The 18,527-nt window shown below is 34.2% G+C and carries 18 protein-coding genes and 1 pseudogene; 18 read left to right on the top strand and 1 reads right to left on the bottom strand.

What is annotated here, in order from left to right; all coding sequences use genetic code 11:
- The first annotated feature begins 949 nt into the window (after positions 1–949).
- The 12 genes and pseudogenes from GOM47_RS03985 to GOM47_RS04040 all read left to right on the top strand — a co-directional run bounded on the left by GOM47_RS03985 (position 950) and on the right by GOM47_RS04040 (position 11,970).
- The gene (locus GOM47_RS03985; RefSeq protein WP_000256953.1) at positions 950–1,180 is read left to right on the top strand and encodes a hypothetical protein; all 231 of its coding nucleotides are present in this window, start codon (positions 950–952) and stop codon (positions 1,178–1,180) included.
- A gap of 313 nt (positions 1,181–1,493) precedes the next feature.
- Complete coding sequence (locus GOM47_RS03990) at positions 1,494–2,051, top strand: hypothetical protein (RefSeq protein ID WP_001270298.1); 558 nt, start codon at positions 1,494–1,496, stop codon at positions 2,049–2,051.
- 109 nt (positions 2,052–2,160) lie between these two features.
- Positions 2,161–3,936 carry an ABC transporter ATP-binding protein gene (locus tag GOM47_RS03995; protein ID WP_000411094.1) on the top strand — a complete coding sequence of 592 codons (1,776 nt, stop codon included), beginning with the start codon at positions 2,161–2,163 and terminating at the stop codon, positions 3,934–3,936.
- 35 nt (positions 3,937–3,971) lie between these two features.
- Entirely contained in the window at positions 3,972–5,357 is a 1,386-nt protein-coding gene (locus GOM47_RS04000; RefSeq protein WP_171964981.1) for an ATP-binding cassette domain-containing protein, read from the top strand.
- Between the two features lie 261 nt (positions 5,358–5,618).
- Positions 5,619–5,873 (top strand): annotated as a pseudogene (locus GOM47_RS04005) (transposase); the annotation flags it as partial.
- 111 nt (positions 5,874–5,984) lie between these two features.
- The gene (locus GOM47_RS04010) at positions 5,985–6,134 is read left to right on the top strand and encodes a hypothetical protein (protein ID WP_000462711.1); all 150 of its coding nucleotides are present in this window, start codon (positions 5,985–5,987) and stop codon (positions 6,132–6,134) included.
- A 173-nt stretch (positions 6,135–6,307) separates the two neighbouring features.
- The gene (locus GOM47_RS04015) at positions 6,308–7,489 is read left to right on the top strand and encodes an MFS transporter (RefSeq protein WP_002917258.1); all 1,182 of its coding nucleotides are present in this window, start codon (positions 6,308–6,310) and stop codon (positions 7,487–7,489) included.
- Positions 7,490–7,653: 164 nt separating this feature from the next.
- The gene (locus GOM47_RS04020) at positions 7,654–7,872 is read left to right on the top strand and encodes a helix-turn-helix domain-containing protein (protein ID WP_223842281.1); all 219 of its coding nucleotides are present in this window, start codon (positions 7,654–7,656) and stop codon (positions 7,870–7,872) included.
- A 1,139-nt stretch (positions 7,873–9,011) separates the two neighbouring features.
- The gene (locus GOM47_RS04025; RefSeq protein WP_023916206.1) at positions 9,012–9,230 is read left to right on the top strand and encodes a helix-turn-helix domain-containing protein; all 219 of its coding nucleotides are present in this window, start codon (positions 9,012–9,014) and stop codon (positions 9,228–9,230) included.
- A 306-nt stretch (positions 9,231–9,536) separates the two neighbouring features.
- The gene (locus GOM47_RS04030; RefSeq protein WP_000450956.1) at positions 9,537–9,806 is read left to right on the top strand and encodes a DUF3173 family protein; all 270 of its coding nucleotides are present in this window, start codon (positions 9,537–9,539) and stop codon (positions 9,804–9,806) included.
- The gene (locus GOM47_RS04035) at positions 9,778–10,965 is read left to right on the top strand and encodes a tyrosine-type recombinase/integrase (protein ID WP_002917255.1); all 1,188 of its coding nucleotides are present in this window, start codon (positions 9,778–9,780) and stop codon (positions 10,963–10,965) included. The genes GOM47_RS04030 and GOM47_RS04035 overlap by 29 nt, the downstream gene beginning before the upstream one ends.
- A 438-nt stretch (positions 10,966–11,403) precedes the next feature.
- Entirely contained in the window at positions 11,404–11,970 is a 567-nt protein-coding gene (locus GOM47_RS04040; RefSeq protein WP_235081122.1) for a hypothetical protein, read from the top strand.
- 21 nt (positions 11,971–11,991) lie between these two features.
- Here the strand turns inward: GOM47_RS04040 and gdhA are convergent, their stop codons facing one another.
- The gene (gene gdhA, locus GOM47_RS04045; RefSeq protein WP_235081123.1) at positions 11,992–13,338 is read right to left on the bottom strand and encodes an NADP-specific glutamate dehydrogenase; all 1,347 of its coding nucleotides are present in this window, start codon (positions 13,336–13,338) and stop codon (positions 11,992–11,994) included.
- A gap of 234 nt (positions 13,339–13,572) precedes the next feature.
- Here gdhA and GOM47_RS04050 point away from each other — a divergent pair, with 234 nt between their 5' ends.
- From GOM47_RS04050 to GOM47_RS04075, 6 genes are all read left to right on the top strand, one after another.
- A complete protein-coding gene (locus GOM47_RS04050) occupies positions 13,573–14,508 on the top strand; it encodes a dihydroorotate oxidase (RefSeq protein WP_235081124.1) in 936 nt (311 codons plus the stop codon).
- 33 nt (positions 14,509–14,541) lie between these two features.
- Positions 14,542–15,576, top strand: coding sequence for a DNA polymerase III subunit delta (gene holA, locus GOM47_RS04055; RefSeq protein ID WP_235081125.1), 1,035 nt, complete (start codon positions 14,542–14,544; stop codon positions 15,574–15,576).
- 72 nt (positions 15,577–15,648) lie between these two features.
- Positions 15,649–16,254 (top strand): superoxide dismutase SodA, encoded by a 606-nt coding sequence (sodA, locus tag GOM47_RS04060; protein ID WP_000974733.1) that lies wholly within the window; start codon positions 15,649–15,651, stop codon positions 16,252–16,254.
- A 155-nt stretch (positions 16,255–16,409) separates the two neighbouring features.
- Positions 16,410–16,940 carry a YutD family protein gene (locus GOM47_RS04065; protein ID WP_084874176.1) on the top strand — a complete coding sequence of 177 codons (531 nt, stop codon included), beginning with the start codon at positions 16,410–16,412 and terminating at the stop codon, positions 16,938–16,940.
- 20 nt (positions 16,941–16,960) lie between these two features.
- Positions 16,961–18,046, top strand: coding sequence for a 23S rRNA (adenine(2503)-C(2))-methyltransferase RlmN (rlmN, locus tag GOM47_RS04070; RefSeq protein ID WP_000804768.1), 1,086 nt, complete (start codon positions 16,961–16,963; stop codon positions 18,044–18,046).
- 1 nt (position 18,047) lies between these two features.
- Entirely contained in the window at positions 18,048–18,527 is a 480-nt protein-coding gene (locus tag GOM47_RS04075; protein WP_235081126.1) for a VanZ family protein, read from the top strand.

The following is an 18,527-nucleotide window of genomic DNA, read 5'->3' on the forward strand; positions in this document are numbered from 1 at the left end:
CTTTACGAGCATTTAAGAAAATATAAAAAGATAATTAGAAATTTATACTTTGTTTATTTTAAAGAAGTGATTCTAATGTACAAGGGTGTAATTTGTTAGAATTTCAAAAATTTAGAGCATTTTTGGCTTAGTAATATGTGTTGAAGGCTCAAAATCTATGGTAAAAAAGTAGCTTTGAAAACGTATTACCTCCAAAGATTTAGTTTAATAATGAATTAACATAAAAAGAAATGATTGAAGTTCTGGAAAGATGTTGTTTCAGTATTGAAATCATTGAGAAAAAGTGGGAAAAATTTGCGATTTTCACAGAGAAAGGAAGAAAAAGTATAGAAATAAGTCTTGAAAAACTGGATTTGAAGAATTATTTTGATTATATTGTTTCGGATGACAATTGCTATTGAAGATTTGTACTCAGGGATACAGGTATCAACTAGTGCTGGTATTGATACTATTGGATATTACGATTACCCATTGCCTTTATTTAATGCTAAGGCAAATTGGAAGGCTGGAAGTATGCAAGAAGTATTGAACGTAATTCAATCACAACATGAGTTTTAAAACGTCTAGACGTACTTAGAAAAATTAAAAATATACTTTTCGGGAATCTGTCCATAGATGAACAAAAGAAGCTTCAAAAAAATGTTTCTAATATTTATTTTAGGTCTATTTGTAGGTCGATTCTTAATCCCATTACTTAGACCACATATAGTTGGTTGGCTAAAAACTATATTTGGTTAATAGTAACGATAACCTTATTTAACAAAAAAGTTTTCCCTTTTATTTTTTAATAGCATTGTTTTGACAAATTAACTTCCACGTTTATTGGCGGTAGAAGTTGGTTTGAGAATTTAGCACTTTGATGACCTTAGATCCTTATAATCCTACACGTACAGGTATGACTTTTAGTTTTAGATATTCTCATTAGTTTAATTAAAGGAGGGACTGTGTTATGGTAACTAAGTATTACAAGTATATTCCTTGGTTGATCTTAGGAGCTATTGGATCTTATGAGTCCGCAACTTATTTTGGACATAGCACATTTGATACGCTGTATTTATCTATTGTTTTTATGATTGTTTACGTAGCTTTATTCATTCTACACGAAAAATATCTGAAATATAAATATAAAGAAATATTTACACATATTATGAGCAATTCTGAAAAAGATCATCATCCCTAGTAAGATACAGCATAATAAAGCCCTAGCAACCAGATTGTACTGACCCCAAAATACTTAGATTACCAATATGAAAAACAGGTGAGAACCCAAGGTAATTCTGGAGGGCTTGATGTCGGTAAGGCAGATTAATTATTTGGGATAGGAGTGCATACATTTTTATATATTAGGAGGGATTATAATAAATAATATTGTTGGTTTATATACTACTATTGATGATATCGGAAATCATGAGCGTCACTACACAAAACTTGGTGATTTCCAAAAAGGAAACAATCCTTGTATTGTAAGGTATGTCTCAGGCAGTGATGCAACTGTGAGATATCAAGATGAGGTTTATTCGCTTGAAGCAGGGATGATTCTTGGTGCGGATGCCCTAGTTGATACAAATAATTCATTTGTTGAGATTGCTGACTCATATGAAAATATTTATAGACTTGCACCTGAAAGTCAATTCTGTTTAGAAATGACAGTTAAGGGAGTAATTCCAGTTCATTTTGGACATGTTCATGTTATTCCTTCTTATCAGACAATTGAAGCAGGAGCTAAATATAGAACAAGTTGTTTTACAGCTCGTAGTCAAGTTACTATTGAAGTGGTTGCGAATAATATAGATGTATATTATTCATATGATAAACCCGTTGAAGTATTTGAGTTTGATGAGTTAGGAAATAAATTTACTTTGTTTACGTTGGCACCGTATCAGAAATGTATTCTTCAAGACCAAGGTGGTAGTATGCGAGATAGATACCATGTTTTAGAACAATCTAACTTGGAAAATAGTGAAGTCATAAGATTGTATGAAACTTATTGTATGCCATTTAATTGGAGATTACAAGCTGAAGAGGTGCAACTAAGTGCACAGGCTAATTAGTATTGTGTTGTTGTATTCTGGCTAAACGCTTAGAAATTAAAGTATGCACTTATATAATTTAGGCTAGAGTTTATTCTAGCCTAAAATTTTATTAAAAGGTAGATTGAACATGGAAAAAATATTTAACTATTTAAATTTATATCTAAAAAGTTTGAATTTTGTGTGGAAAACATCAAAGTCTATAATGTTGTGGATGATTTTAATGGTTCCTATACAATCTATTCTTCCTTCTATCAGTATTTTTATTACTAACATAGTTGTCAATAAAATATCCTCTTTGAATTCCATAAATCTTACTATGCTTATTGCGGTTTGGGGGGTATCTTTCTTTCTTAACAATCTAATATCCCCACTGCTCGTGATGATACAAGGTCGCATGACTGATTTATTGACGTATCAATTAAATACGGAGTTGATGCGTAAATCAGAGAGATTACAGAATATTAGTTATTTTGAAGATAGCGAATTCTATAACGATATACAGTTGCTTAGTTCAGAAGCAAGTTGGCGTCCAGTAAATTTATTAGTATTTGGAACTAGCCTTATCTCCAATGCAATTGTATTTGCTTCTATGCTGTTAATGGTTAGCTCTGTGAATATACTAGTAAGTTTACTACTGTTTGTTGTATTGATTCCACAAGGTATCATAGCTTATAGAATTCAGCAACAGGCATTTGAAACACTTGTGTCTAATAGTGAAGAATCTCGTAAGTTAGATTATTATAGTCAGGTTCTTTTGAGTAACAATCACATTAAAGATATTCGGCTTTATAATTTATATATCTTTTTTATTACAAAATATACAGATGTATTTACATCAATAACTGACAAGCTCCAAGTTGATCGGAGAAAAAAATTTACCACTTCAGCTTTATTTATAACTCTTAATAGTATCGTCATAATTTTAATGTTTGGATATGTTATTATTCAAATCAAAAAAGGTGTTTTAGATTTAGGTGTTATTTTTGTGTTTTCTACTAGTATTATCTACTCAATAAATAGTATGGCTAGACTTGTAGAAGATAGTTCACTCCTCTATGACACTCTCCTCTACATGGAAAACTTTTTTAAGTTTATTGAAATTGAAGATGAGCTAAGTACAGAAGTACCAATTACTAAAACTGAAAATAATTTTGGTGATGATATCATAGAATTTAGAAATGTTAACTTTTCTTATTCAAACAATTCTGATTTGGTATTAAGTAACGTTAGCTTTAAAATAGCTGAGGGAGAGAAAATTGCAATAGTTGGGGAAAATGGAGCTGGAAAAACGACTCTAGTCAAATTGCTATGTGCTTTCTATCCTAACTATTCGGGTGATATAATAGTAAACAATAAGTCACTTAGAGAATATGAATTGACAGATTATAGAAAGCAGATTACTTCAATTTTCCAAGATTTTTCTAAATTTGATATTTCATTAAGAGAGAATGTTGCACTGTCCGATTTATCTAGGATATTTAAAAATGAAGATATAACTAAAGCGCTTGATAAAGGTCGGTTTAATATGAAAGATATGTCATTAGACCAAGTTTTGGGAAGAAAATTTGATGGTGGGAAAGAATTATCTGGCGGGGAGTGGCAGAAAGTTGCACTGTCAAGAGCGTTTTTTTCAAATGCACCAATCTTAATATTAGATGAGCCGACGGCATCAATTGATGCCAAAGCAGAATATGAATTATTTCAAGATTTTCTGCAATTGACACAAGGAAAAACTGTTTTCTATATTACTCACAGACTTGCGAGTGTAAAATTTGCTGATAAAATTTTGGTGTTAAAATCCGGAGAAATTCATTCATTCGGAACTCATAATGAGTTAATGAATAAGGATGAGTATTATAGAAAATTGTATAAAATGCAATCGTCAATGTACGCTGAAGAATAGTTTGAAATATAGGAGCTGATATGGAAGTTCTCCGCATGAAAAATATCGAAAAACAAATTAATTCACGACATATCCTTCAAATACCTGAGTTAATTCTTCATCATGGTGAACGGATAGGCATTGTGGGGAGTAATGGTGTAGGAAAAACAACTTTGCTAAGAATGATTATCCAGGAAGATAATGATTACAAAGGTATGATAACAGTGAATGGAGATATTGCTTATGTTCCTCAAGTTAAGGAGATTAGAGATGGATCAGGAGGAGAGATTTCTTTAAAGTTATTAAAGGAGGCCTTTTCTTCAAGAACCTCTATACTAATTTTAGATGAGCCGACATCTCATTTGGATCAGCATAATGTTCAATGGTTAATTCATAGAATATCGAAATTTGATGGTACAATAATTTTGGTTAGTCACGATCGTTTTTTACTAGATAATATTATAGAAAAAATTGTTTTCATTGAAAGGAGTCAAATAGGAGTTTTCAAAGGAAATTTTACGGAATTTGAAAATGAAAGAAATCAAATAGAAGAGCAATGTTGGAAAAATATTGCTCAATATAACAATGAGGTGGCTAGGTTAACTAAAGAATTAGAAAATAAAAAGATAAGATCAAAAAAAATTAGTAAGAAAAGTTCTAATAGAATCAGCAACTCAGACTGGAAAGCGCGTTCAAAAATGGGGAGCTACGATAGTCAAGAAAAAGCCATGGCCAAATCAGCCAAAGCTATTGAAAAAAGATTAAGTAGATTGACTGCACCTTCCCGACCTTCACCTAAAACACAAATTAAGTTTAAAACAATAAGCTCCACATTAGAGTATTCTTCTAATACAATGATCGAATTAAAAGAAAGCAAGCTAAGTACAAATTTTATAGATCTTTATATACCTCAAATAAAAATGAGGTTTGGAGAAAAATGGTTGTTAACTGGAAGAAATAAATCTGGAAAGACTACATTATTAAAAAGTATAGTAAATCAAGAAATAGATGGATATTTTTCAAAAGGTTTAAAAATTGGGTATTTTAGTCAAGAATTAAATACACTAGACCAAGATAAAACACTCTTTGATAATATATATGAAACAAGTAGTCATAATAAACAATTAATTATAAACTTTCTTGCAATGCTAGATTTAAAATTTGATAAAATATTTGTTCCGTTTGGCAAGCTCTCTGGGGGTGAGCAAGTTAAAGGCCAACTTGCATCAGTCCTTCTGAGCGATTCAAATTTTCTTATTTTAGATGAACCAACAAACTTTCTTGATATTACCTCACTTAATGCACTAGAAAAATTCTTATTAAGTTATCCAGGTTCGATACTTTTGGTTTGTCATGACACATATTTTCAAGAAAGATTACATTTTAAAAAGTTATGCATTCTAAATAATAACTTGCTTCTAGAGGATTACTTTGAAGATTGATTTAGTAAACTAAATAGGTGAACCATTTTATTTTTTTGATAGCTAATCAATATCCATGATGTAAAAAGCAGCGTAAAATCGTTGCTTTTTTTCTTTGTACGACTTATCCCGTGAGGTCTCATGGGAGTAAATAAGACGTAGTAACAACTAATCATAAGAAGTACCCTCGCCTATTGTTGTTATCAACTTATTCTTCGTTGAATAACAATGGCTGGGGCAGGCTCTCAGCCGAAGCCATAGTAGTGATGAAATTTCTGTAATGGAAAGGAATTCTCTTGTTACCCTTTGATAGAAGATCTTGGTATTGATTTTTACTTTGAGGATACCTATGCTTCTTGGCAAAGGGGAAATAACGAAACCTCCAATGGTTTACTCAGAGAATATTCCCCTAAGAAGGCTGATTTAACAAGCTTTAGTGATGAAGACTTGTTCTCAGCACTGTTTCATATCAACCATCTACCACGCAAATGTTTAGGTTACAGAACACCCTTCGAGGTACTTTCAAATAAGTGGTAAAAATGTTGCACTTATTCTTGCAATTTATCTTTTTAAAAAATAGGGGTAATCAGAGAAACATGGGTGCTTCATACTAGAAAAAACTTGCAAAGATTGAAAAAAAGATGTAAAATGTTTGAAAATAAAAATCAACATTTAGATGATAGGGAGATTATGAGGTTTATGATACCATTGGATGCTAGTGTATTTATTTTAGGTGTAGTTAAAAATATTGACTATAATACCAAAAATGTAGAAAAAGCTTTATATTCACTTCCATAATTATCAAAAATCAATTTTTATGGTACTTCTTGAAAAGACAGACAATGCATTTGAAATTAGTATTACTAGCGACTCACAACACTATTCACTAGAATTCATGGAAGAGTTTTGTAAACTAGTCAAACAAGAATTTGAGAATTTTTTATCTTGAATACCATGGGAGGGATATTTAGATGGAATCAAAAAACAACAAATTAGAAAAAAAGAATATTTTTCTATTAATTATCAGTAGTCAATTAAATGAATTTGGCACTACAATTTATGATTATGCCAATAAATTGGTTATAGCTTCTTCGGAGAGTAAATCAAATTACTACATGAGGATTTATCAATTTTCAGAGATCATTATACAATTGTTATTCAGCCTTTTTGGAGGTGTATTTGCGGACAGTAAGAATAAGAAAAAAATATTAATTGTTACTGATTTTATAGCTAGTTTACTTACCTTTATAGTTTTTATGTTTTATAGTGAAAGTAATGTATATATGTTGATAGTTACAAATATTTGTTTAGCAATTCTATATGCATTTAATGCTCCTGCTTATAGAGCAATAGTAGGAGATTTATTAAGTAAAAATAACATTATTAAATATAATTCTTATTCAAAATCAATTTCGGAATTTTTGAGTATCCTATCTCCAGTTATTGGGATGCTCACGATAGCATTAGTAGGATATAAATATGGAATGCTAGTTAATTCTCTTAGTTTTTTATTATCTGGGTGTTTATCAGTTTTTTTCACTGAATTAAATTTTTTTGATAACTCTCCCCAAAAATCTGACGCCTTTTCAATAAAGTATGGATTTAGTTACATTTATAACAATAAAGAGTTACTTCTTTTACTGATTTCAAGTTCGATGATTAACTTCTTTTCATCAGGAATAAACTTTTATTTACCGTTTATTAATAAAATGTACGATTTGGATAAGTTATATGGCATGATTTTAATTGGTCAAGCAGTTGGGAATATTATTGGGGCTGTATCGAATAATTTTTTTAAAAGAAGTTTTTCGTCAAACCAATATAGTACATTCCTTTTGATATCATCTTTACCACTGATTATGATTCCTTTAGTGAAGATCTGGTCGATTACTTTACTTTTGTTTTCATTATCATCATTAGCTATGACAATTTTTAATGTTCAAATGTTATCGTATTTACAGTCTACAATTGAAAAGGAATATTTAGGAAGGGTATTTAGTATAATTGCATTTTTTGCTTTAATGTTAATGCCTTTAGGAACGGTTGTATTTTCATATTTTAACTTTAAAACATTACTTGTTTTTGGAGTTGTAGGAGTAGGTGACTTACTAACTTGTATACTCTTAAAATTTGCATTGAAGAGTTTAAAATGAATTCGAAATGGCATTGAAGTAATTACTATGATGAGTTATTCAATCGGTGTTGATTTTTGTAAAAAATAGACAGATAAAAAACTTCTGTCATATTATGACAATTTCCCAGCTTTTTCTGAAAGTGACATATACTTTTCTTAGGAGATAGCTAGATGTACTAACGGATAAGAGATTTGAGAGAAGATCATGATTTCACCCAAAAATTTGTTGCAAATTTACTTTCCTTCCCTCATACAAATTATGCAAAAATTGAGAGAGGAGAGGTTGCCCTAACGGCAGATGTCCTTGTGCAGCTTTCTAAACTCTATAACGTTAGTACGGATTACCTATTAGGGTTAACAGATTGTCCAGATATGATAAAACATAAAAAAATGCTAAACTAGAAACTGATAAATTGTGTCCTCAAAACCGTGACGAGGATAAAAAATTGATTTCTCGAGGGATAGACAACACATATATGTATGATGTGATAAAGAACTAGAGTTTCGTAGTTGGTACATAAAAACAGGAATACCGTCTAAAATATATATGATTGGAAAAATATTGAGAAATTTCAAATAAAAAACAGGGATATTTTTTGAAAAAATTATACGTGAATTAGCTTTTTTATTAGTCTCAAAAACTATCTCCAATTTATCAAAGAAAAAATTAGTTGATTTATCTTTTAATATTGTTCACAGTTTAGATTATACTGATTTGAACGTTCAGCAGAAGAGACAGCTTGAGGAAAGTATAGAAAAAATAAATTATTTCTCTATTTACATAGCTAAGAGATTGAATAAAGTTGAAAACATGCTTAGGAATCAAGAGGTTAATTCTATTGATTTCAGAAAACTAAAAGATGAATACGGAATATTTCATGAATGGATAGTAGCAAAATATTCTTATATTCTCAAGGATAGAGGTATTCATATAGAAATAAAAAACGGAATTCTATTCGAATTTTCTCCTTAGAAAACGATGATAGAACTGTAGATATTGATGAACTATTAGGAGAAAAAATGTCTAAAACACTTGATATTGTTGGTTTTTCTGAAATACACAGAATAATTGTAAGTAAACATTGATTTGTGAATCTTCGAAGATAAAACAATATAAAATCTTATTAATTGCTTTGAATCGATGGAGTGGCTTATCTACATCTGTTAATGCAACGGATAATTTTATTGTTAAATCGTGCCTATTATAAAATTTTTATGTTCTGAAAGTAAGAGATTCACAATCAAAATATCATGTTGATCTTTTTTCAATTTGCTGGTTTACAGAAATCTGTACATCATTAATTCCTTCCATAACAAAATTATGTGACTTTTGTTACCGGATTACTGCTGATTTTTTAATAGCTTATAACATTTTTAGACGGTTAATAGATTTTGACCGTCTTTCTTAATATTGTCTTACCTATAATAGATGAGCTTATGAGAAGTGTTTAATAAATTAACTTTAGTTCAAAATGTCCAATTTGGACACTTTGAATGATTTCTTAGTTTTATATATTATACTTTTCTCAGGAGAAAGCTGTATGTACAGACGATTAAGGGATTTGAGGGAAGATCGTGATTTAACCCAAAAAGAATTAGCAAAATTACTTTCATTTACAACTTCAGCATATTCAAAGATAGAGCGCGGAGAACGAACTCTCACTGCAGAAGTCTTAATCGATCTCTCAAATTTTTATAATGTAAGTACAGATTATTTATTGGGTATTACAGATTATCCTAATAAAATTCACATTAAATAAAATTGTCCATATTTCATATCTCGTGAAATTAAGAAGAATTTAATTAGAACATTGACAATTGAATAGTCCAAAATGGTACTTTCCTCATTTGTGGAGCAGTTTTGAATGGCTCGCCATGATAAGAGCGACATTAAAACCATCAATAAAATAGAGCGATACTTTATATGCCATGATACAAATGATATACAATGATACTTCTGACCGTTCAGGCTGCCACCGTAAAAGAGCAGCAAGTGTAATTCTTATGATGACTTCATCAGTCATGCCATGGAGGTGAAAAAATCTAAGAAAGGAAGTAGTAAAATCATGGAAACAGTAAACTATAAAGATTTAGTTGCGATTGGTTTTCCAGAGCACACATCTAGAAATATTATTAGACAAGCAAAAAAGATTGCTGTAAAAAAGTTTGAAGAAGCTAGAAAAAATGATAAGAATGCGGTACAATTAGGATGTTCACCTTTCGATAATAAAAGGTTAGGCATTGCTCCTAAAAATATTGTAGAAAATTTAATTGGTATTTCTTTTTCAGATATAGAAGGTGAGAAAAATGGTTATATCAAAGACAAAGAAATATAAAGGTGTATACAAAGATTCAAAAGGAAAAATTTACTTTCAAATTGAATTAGGAGTTGATCCAATAACTGGGAAAAGAATTCAAAAGAAAGGAAGGAAAAATCAACAGGGACTACCGTTTAATTCTTTTAAGGAAGCTTATGAAGAGATACTTCGTTTAAAACATGAATTTGTGAACTCTACTATTAATAATAGTTTTCTAACTTTTAGAGAGTTCATGGAAGAGATTTATTTAAAATATTATCAACAAAAAGTTCAATTTGTAACTTATCAGACCGCTTTACCACATCATCAGTTATTTATTAAGCAATTTGGTAGTAAAAAATTATCAGATATTAGTACTATTGACTGTGAGAGATTTCGCTTAGCTATTATAGACAAGTATTCTAGTAACTATGCTAAAAATATGTGGTCTAGATTTAAAGCATGTCTGGGCTATGCAGAAAGATTGGGTTATATTGATAGAGTTCCTTTTAAAGGATTAGAAAATCCTAGAGGAAAGCACCCTGATACAAAATTTTGGACATTTGATGAATTTAAGAAGGTAATAAACTCTTTCGATATTAGTGAGTATGAGGGACTCCATAATTACATGACGATCTGGTTATATTTTATGACTGGCTTAAGAGTTAGTGAGGGTATTGCTCTTAAATGGGAAGACATTGATTTTGAACGTAAATGGATTCATGTTCATTCGACAATTGAGAAAGACAAAAACGGTGTATGGTATGCTAAACAACAAACAAAGACAGTAGCAGGGAATCGTAAAATTGATTTAGATGATTTTACGATTACAATACTTAAAAAGTGGCGAGAAGTTCAAATCAAGAATGATGATAAAGATTATGTAATATCACGTTTTGGTGCCCCCTTGTGTAAGTCTACAATTTCTAGGATAATAAAAAGGCATGCTAAGATTACTGGTGTACCAGAAATTACGGGGAAAGGATTAAGACATAGTCATGCATCTTATCTTATAAATGTGTTACATAAGGATACTTTATATGTTTCATATCGATTAGGACACGCTGATAAGTCAACCACGTTGAATACATATAGTCATTGGTATTATTCAGGTGATTCAACAATTTCAGAAGAGATTACAAGCAGTTTAGATAATCTTGGATTATCAATTTACCTACCAAATTCCTGCCAAAGTTGAAAATGGAGGAATTAACCCACTAATACTGGGAGAAAATAAGATTAGCAAATTGTTACTCTTAAATAATAGAGCAACTACATTAGTAGCTTAAAAACATGATTAAACCGCTATTCTTAGGAGTAGCGGTTTTTCTTTATAATTGAAAAGAGAAAATTTATAAAGTGTCTCCAGTTGTTCCATAAGATTTTCATCATAAAGTTCTGGAGTTTGATTAGAGAACCATGTCAATCAAACTACAACGCTCGATAAAGCGATGATGTATCTGTGGAAGGAGATTATGTTTGCTAAGGTATTTTTTGCAGAAATAGTGGTACAATATCCTTAGAATAGTTCAAAATTTATCTTTGCTAGGGAAAAGGGAGATTGAACTCCCTGATGCATCCGTCTTAGTATGGGATTAATGTCCTATAAAAAGGAAATGTTATAAAGGTGATATTGATGGAAAGATATGAATTTACAGCGACAACAGCAAAATCAGATATAATAATTGGTATCCTTTTTCCCATGTTCCTCATGCTTCCTGTATTGGGAATACAGTTGGCTATATTCTATTTAAAACTGAATGATTTTTTAAAATCACAACCTCTTTTTCTTTATACGATAGTATTAGTGTTTTTTGGTATTAGTTTTCTTTTAATTAAAAAAATACAAGGTAGTCTAGTGAAGAATTTTGTCGTAGAATTATCTGGAAGAAATATTAGGATTTGGTGTGATGGAAAGGAGATTGTATCAGGAGAAGTTGTTTTCTGTAAGATAAAAAATAAGGAGCCTAAACTGGGGGCGAGAACCTTAAATGTAGACATAGACACCAAGGAGGATAATATTAAATTTCGAGTTCGGTCTAAGGAATATGAAAATTTATCATCTTCTACTTGGAATCCTCTCGGGACAAGCAAACCCTCTGATGTAGAAACGTTATTATCTTTGGGCAAAAAAATAAAAAATGCTATGGAAGAAGAAGTTTTGATAGAAGATGAAGCTTCAAAAAAACCTCGATCGTTTTGATTGAGGTTTTTTGCATATTTCTTAAACAATACCTTGTGCAATCATAGCGTTTGCTACATTTTCAAAGGCAGCAATGTTAGCTCCTGCAAGGTAATCAGTACTAAGACCATATGTTTCAGCAGTTGTTTTAGCTGTGTTGAAGATGTTTGTCATGATGTCTTTGAGGCGTCCATCAACTTCTTCACGGGTCCATGAAAGGCGAAGGCTGTTTTGGCTCATTTCAAGGGCAGATACAGCTACACCACCAGCATTGGCTGCTTTTGCTGGTCCGTAAAGGAGACCATTTTCTTTGTAGACTTTGATAGCATCTAGGTCACTTGGCATGTTGGCACCTTCAGATACGCAGATAACTCCTTGAGCAACCAAACGTTTAGCTGCTTCACCATTGATTTCGTTTTGAGTCGCACATGGAAGCGCAATGTCATAGTTTCCAGCGTAAGTCCAGACTGAGCCTTCATAGTAAGTAGCAGTAGCTTTTTCAGCAGCGTATTCTGTCAAGCGAGCGCGACGGTTATTTTTCACATCTGCTAGAAGGTCGAAGTCGATACCATTTTCATCAATGACATAGCCGTTTGAGTCAGATACAGAGATGACAGTGGCACCGAGTTCAGTAGCTTTTTGAAGAGCGTATTGAGCTACATTACCAGAACCTGAAATCACCACCTTCTTACCAGCAAAACTGTTACCATTAGCTTTGAGCATTTCTTCAGTATAGTAAACCAAACCGTAACCAGTTGCTTCTGGGCGAATCAAGCTACCCCCAAATCCAAGAGGTTTACCAGTCAAGACACCCGCATCAAATTGGTTCAGGCGTTTGTATTGTCCGTAAAGATAACCAATCTCACGTCCACCAACACCGATATCACCAGCAGGTACGTCAAGAGATGGTCCAATGTATTTTTGCAATTCAGTCATGAAACTTTGGCAGAAGCGCATCACTTCAGCATCAGTCTTCCCTTTAGGATCGAAGTCTGATCCCCCTTTACCTCCACCGATTGGAAGTCCAGTCAAAACATTTTTAAAGATTTGTTCGAAGCCAAGGAATTTCAAAATTCCTTGGTTTACAGTTGGGTGGAAACGAAGTCCGCCTTTATATGGTCCAACAGCTGAGTTGAATTGAACACGGTAACCACGGTTGACTTGTACTTTTCCATCACGGTCCACCCAAGGAACACGGAAAGAAATCACGCGTTCAGGCTCAGTGATACGTGCCAAGATATTTTCTTCGATATACTCAGGGTGTTTTTCAAATACAGGTTCCAAAGTGCTGAAGAATTCTTCAACCGCCTGGAGAAATTCAGCCTCATGCCCATTACGAGCTTTTACAGTTTCAAACACGCTTTGGATATATTCTTTAGCAGATGTCATATCGTTCTCCTTTTTTTGTTGTTATATTTTATTACATGAGCCATTATAACAGAATTCTTTTTCAGTGTAAAGAAAAAAACGAAAATTTTCTAAAAATTCTTTCAATTTACATTCAGTCAATACTAAGAGCATTATCAAAAAACGAACGTTTTCTCTAGAAATAACTTTCTCAAAGAGAAAATCTTAAAGTATGGTATAATATTAGAAATAAAAGGAATCTGGAGGATCAGAATCATGGTATCAACGAAAACACAAATTGCTGGTTTTGCGTTTGACAATTGCTTGATGAATGCAGCAGGTGTGGCTTGTATGACGGTAGAGGAACTTGAAGGGGTCAAAAACTCAGCGGCGGGTACTTTTGTTACGAAGACTGCGACCTTGGACTTTCGTCAGGGCAATCCTGAGCCACGTTATCAGGATGTTCCACTTGGTTCTATCAACTCCATGGGCTTACCAAATAATGGCTTAGACTACTATCTGGACTATCTTTTGGACTTACAGGAAAAAGAGCCAAACCGAACTTTCTTCCTATCTTTAGTTGGCATGTCTCCAGAAGAAACACATTCCATCTTGAAAAAAGTTCAAGAGAGTGAATTTAAAGGACTGACAGAGCTCAATCTCTCTTGTCCAAACGTTCCAGGAAAACCTCAGATTGCCTATGATTTTGAGACAACAGACCGTATCTTGTCAGAGGTATTTGCCTACTTTACCAAACCTCTCGGGATCAAATTGCCACCTTATTTTGATATTGTTCACTTTGACCAAGCGGCTGCTATTTTCAACAAATATCCGCTCAAGTTTGTCAACTGTGTTAACTCTATCGGAAACGGCCTTTATATAGAAGACGAGTCTGTCGTTATTCGTCCTAAAAATGGTTTTGGTGGGATTGGTGGAGAGTATATCAAACCGACTGCTCTTGCTAATGTGCACGCCTTTTACCAACGCTTAAATCCGCAAATCCAAATCATCGGAACGGGTGGTGTTCTAACGGGTCGTGATGCCTTTGAACATATCCTCTGCGGAGCGAGTATGGTGCAAGTAGGGACTACCCTTCACAAAGAAGGTGTCGGTGCTTTTGAACGCATTACCAATGAACTGAAAGAAATCATGGCGGAAAAAGGATACGAGAGCCTAGAAGATTTCCGTGGGAAATTGCGCTATATTGACTAAATTAAATCGAAAAATCAGAAGAAAGGAGAGAAGATGCTAGCCATTGAAGACAGTCAGAAGTTGACGTTATCAAATCTATCTAGCTTGAACCTATTTACAGGGACAGACCAAGGTCAGTTTGAAGTTATGAAGAGTCAAGTGTTGAAACAGATTGGTTATGATCCAGCTGATCTCAACTTTGCTTACTTTGATATGAAAGAAGTAGCTTATAAAGACTTAGAGTTGGAGTTGGTCAGTCTCCCTTTCTTTGCGGATGAGAAAATCGTGATATTAGACCATTTTGTCGATATCACAACAGCCAAGAAACGTTTTTTAACAGATGATGAGCTCAAGTCATTTGAGGAATACCTTGACAATCCTTCACCGACGACTAAACTTTTGATTTTTGCTGAAGGAAAGTTAGATAGTAAAAGACGGCTGGTCAAATTGCTCAAACGTGACGCGACTGTCTTTGATGCCATTGAACCTAAGGAGCAAGAACTGCGCCAGTATTTCCAAAAGTGGAGTCAGACACAAGGTCTGCAGTTTGTGGGGCAATCCTTTGAAAATCTACTTATCAAATCTGGTTTTCAATTTAGTGAAATCCAGAAAAACCTCCTTTTTTTACAGTCTTATAAATCCGACGGCGTGATAGAGGAGAAGGACATTGTCGAGGCTATTCCTAAGACTTTGCAAGACAATATTTTCGACTTAACTCAGTTTATTTTAGCTAAGAAGATTGACCAGGCGCGTGACTTGGTTAGAGATTTGACCTTGCAAGGGGAGGACGAAATCAAGCTCATAGCTGTCATGTTAGGACAGTTTCGAACCTTTACCCAGGTGAAGATTTTATCAGAGACTGGTCAGACGGAATCACAGATCACAAGCAGTCTGGGGACTTATTTGGGACGCAATCCTAATCCTTATCAAATCAAGTTCGCACTCAGAGATTCGAGGGGGATTTCCTTGAGCTTTATCAAACAAGCTATCTGTTATTTAATTGAAGCAGACTACCAGATTAAGACAGGTGTCTATGAAAAAGGCTACCTTTTTGAGAGAGCGCTGTTACAGATATCTAGCCAATCGTAATGAGCAAAAAACTTGAAAAAAGAGGATGATTGCGTTATCATTTTCTTATAGAAAGAAAAAGAGGTATTACAGATGGCAATTATCTTACCAGATCTTCCATACGCGTATGACGCCTTGGAACCCTACATCGATGCTGAAACAATGCACTTGCACCATGACAAGCACCATCAAACCTACGTCAACAATGCGAATGCTGCTCTTGAAAAACACCCTGAAATCGGTGAAGACCTTGAAGCTTTGCTTGCTGATGTAGAATCTATCCCAGCTGATATTCGCCAAGCGCTTATCAACAACGGTGGTGGACACTTGAACCACGCTCTTTTCTGGGAATTGATGACTCCAGAAAAAACAGCTCCTTCAGCAGAACTTGCAGCAGCAATCGATGCAACATTTGGTTCATTTGAAGAGTTCCAAGCAGCCTTTACAGCAGCAGCTACAACTCGCTTTGGTTCTGGCTGGGCTTGGTTGGTTGTTAACAAAGAAGGGAAGCTTGAAGTGACTTCAACAGCAAACCAAGACACACCAATCTCAGAAGGCAAAAAACCAATCTTGGGCTTGGACGTTTGGGAACATGCTTACTATGTCAAATACCGCAATGTGCGTCCTGACTACATCAAAGCTTTCTTCTCAGTGATTAACTGGAACAAGGTAGACGAGCTTTACGCAGCAGCTAAATAATAAAATATGGAGGGAAGAATTGTTCTTCTCTTTTTAAGGTTATAAAGCAGAAGTCTGACAGAATCGTCAGACTTTTTTCATTTTTAGGATATTCGTGCCAACTGCTAGAAAATATGGTAAAATAGAGTGTTAAGTAATCGTGGAAAAGGAAGACTATGCGTAAAGAAATTGCACCTGAATTATACAATTATAACAAGTTTCCTGGCCCAGAATTTCAGGTAAATGGGGATAAGGTTGAGACTGAAGGGATTGCTTTTACCTTGGTTGAAAATATCAAGGATGCCTTCGATGTGACAGTCTTTAATCAACGCTTTTCAGAAGTGTTGACCAAGTTTGATTATGTCGTGGGGGACTGGAGTAATGAACAGCTCCGCCTACGTGGTTTTTACAAAGACGATCGAACAGAGGAAAAAAATGAAAAGATCAGTCGTTTACAGGACTATCTTTTGGAGTACTGTAGTTATGGTTGTGCCTATTTTGTCCTTGAAAATCAAGCACCGAAGCGGGCTTCATTTGACAAGAAAATGCGTAAAAAAGAGGAGGAAAACCCTTCTAGAAGAGGCAAGAAACCTTCTCAAAACAAGAGAAAACCAAATGCGGATAAGCGAAATAGACGTCGTCATAAGGACCAAAAGTCTCAGAAAGAGGACAAGGGACAGCGCCATTTTGTCATTCGTCAGAAATAGATAGAGAATAAGGAGAAGAGATGAAACCGTCTATTTATAGTTTAACACGTCAAACCATGCAAGAATGGGTATTAGAGCAAGGAGAGAAGAAATTCCGTGCAGATCAAATCTGGGAATGGCTCTACCGTAAACGTGTCCAGTCATTTGAAGAAATGACCAATCTTTCCAAGGATTTGATTGCTAAGCTCAATGAGCAGTTTGTGGTCAATCCATTGAAACAACGAATTGTGCAAGAGTCAGCTGACGGTACCGTTAAGTATCTTTTTGAGTTGCCAGATGGCATGTTGATTGAGACAGTACTCATGCGTCAACACTACGGTTTGTCAGTCTGTGTGACCACTCAGGTTGGCTGTAATATTGGTTGTACCTTCTGTGCCTCTGGGTTGATTAAGAAACAACGTGACCTTAATAACGGGGAAATCGTAGCGCAGATTATGTTGGTTCAGAAATACTTTGATGAGCGTGGTCAGGACGAACGTGTCAGCCATATCGTTGTCATGGGAATTGGTGAACCATTTGATAACTACAACAATGTTTTGAATTTTGTCCGTACCATCAATGATGACAAGGGGATGGCTATCGGTGCTCGTCACATCACTGTTTCAACTTCAGGTTTGGCCCATAAAATTCGTGACTTTGCTAATGAAGGCGTACAGGTCAATCTCGCTGTTTCCCTTCACGCACCCAATAATGAATTGCGTTCAAGCATCATGAAGATTAATCGTGCCTTTCCGATTGAAAAACTCTTCGCAGCTATTGAGTATTATATCGAAACAACCAATCGTCGTGTGACCTTTGAATACATCATGCTCAATGAAGTCAACGACGGTGTTGAACAAGCCTTGGAGCTGGCGGAATTGCTCAAGAACATCAAGAAATTGTCTTATGTAAACTTGATTCCCTATAACCCAGTTAGTGAACATGACCAATATAGCCGTAGTCCTAAAGAGCGCGTGATGGCCTTCTACGATACCCTCAAGAAAAAAGGGGTCAACTGTGTTGTTCGTCAAGAACATGGTACAGACATTGATGCAGCTTGTGGACAATTGCGCTCCAATACAATGAAACGTGACCGCCAGAAGGCAGTCGCAGCGGTAAATCCATAAAATGACTAAAAAAAGAGAATTAACCTTAAGATTGGGAGTGGCTGTTTATAGCCTATGCATTGTCTGTTTTTGCTTCACTCCCCAGCCTCAACTTCCTACAGGAGTGGAAACTCCAGGTATTCAAACTTTTGGACGCCTGGTTTTTCTTTTAACTCCCTTAAACTCCCTTTGGAATCTGGGTGAAGTGACCAGTTTGGGACAAGTCATTTGGATCTTTTTGCAGAACATTTTAAATGTTTTCTTGCTTTTCCCCCTGGTTTTTCAACTTATTTATCTCTTTCCAAACTTGCGGCAAACGAAAAAAATCCTCCTTCTCAGTTTTTTACTGAGTCTGGGAATTGAGTGTACGCAACTGGTTTTAGACTTTTTCTTTGATTTTAATCGCGTCTTTGAGATTGATGATTTGTGGACCAATACCCTGGGAGGTTATCTAGCTTGGCTCCTCTATAAAGGATTGCATAAAAACAAGATAAGGAATTAG

The sequence above is a fragment of the Streptococcus oralis genome (genome assembly GCF_021497945.1).
Classification (GTDB): Bacteria; Bacillota; Bacilli; order Lactobacillales; family Streptococcaceae; genus Streptococcus; species Streptococcus oralis_BR.

Coding starts and splice junctions, on each gene's coding strand:
- GOM47_RS03985 (WP_000256953.1), top strand. CDS start 950: ATGGTAACTAAGTATTACAAGTATATTCCTTGGTTGATCTTAGGAGCT.
- GOM47_RS03995 (WP_000411094.1), top strand. CDS start 2,161: ATGGAAAAAATATTTAACTATTTAAATTTATATCTAAAAAGTTTGAAT.
- GOM47_RS04000 (WP_171964981.1), top strand. CDS start 3,972: ATGAAAAATATCGAAAAACAAATTAATTCACGACATATCCTTCAAATA.
- GOM47_RS04010 (WP_000462711.1), top strand. CDS start 5,985: ATGTTTGAAAATAAAAATCAACATTTAGATGATAGGGAGATTATGAGG.
- GOM47_RS04015 (WP_002917258.1), top strand. CDS start 6,308: ATGGAATCAAAAAACAACAAATTAGAAAAAAAGAATATTTTTCTATTA.
- GOM47_RS04025 (WP_023916206.1), top strand. CDS start 9,012: ATGTACAGACGATTAAGGGATTTGAGGGAAGATCGTGATTTAACCCAA.
- GOM47_RS04030 (WP_000450956.1), top strand. CDS start 9,537: ATGGAAACAGTAAACTATAAAGATTTAGTTGCGATTGGTTTTCCAGAG.
- GOM47_RS04035 (WP_002917255.1), top strand. CDS start 9,778: ATGGTTATATCAAAGACAAAGAAATATAAAGGTGTATACAAAGATTCA.
- GOM47_RS04040 (WP_235081122.1), top strand. CDS start 11,404: ATGGAAAGATATGAATTTACAGCGACAACAGCAAAATCAGATATAATA.
- gdhA (WP_235081123.1), bottom strand. CDS start 13,338: ATGACATCTGCTAAAGAATATATCCAAAGCGTGTTTGAAACTGTAAAA.
- GOM47_RS04050 (WP_235081124.1), top strand. CDS start 13,573: ATGGTATCAACGAAAACACAAATTGCTGGTTTTGCGTTTGACAATTGC.
- holA (WP_235081125.1), top strand. CDS start 14,542: ATGCTAGCCATTGAAGACAGTCAGAAGTTGACGTTATCAAATCTATCT.
- sodA (WP_000974733.1), top strand. CDS start 15,649: ATGGCAATTATCTTACCAGATCTTCCATACGCGTATGACGCCTTGGAA.
- GOM47_RS04065 (WP_084874176.1), top strand. CDS start 16,410: ATGCGTAAAGAAATTGCACCTGAATTATACAATTATAACAAGTTTCCT.
- rlmN (WP_000804768.1), top strand. CDS start 16,961: ATGAAACCGTCTATTTATAGTTTAACACGTCAAACCATGCAAGAATGG.
- GOM47_RS04075 (WP_235081126.1), top strand. CDS start 18,048: ATGACTAAAAAAAGAGAATTAACCTTAAGATTGGGAGTGGCTGTTTAT.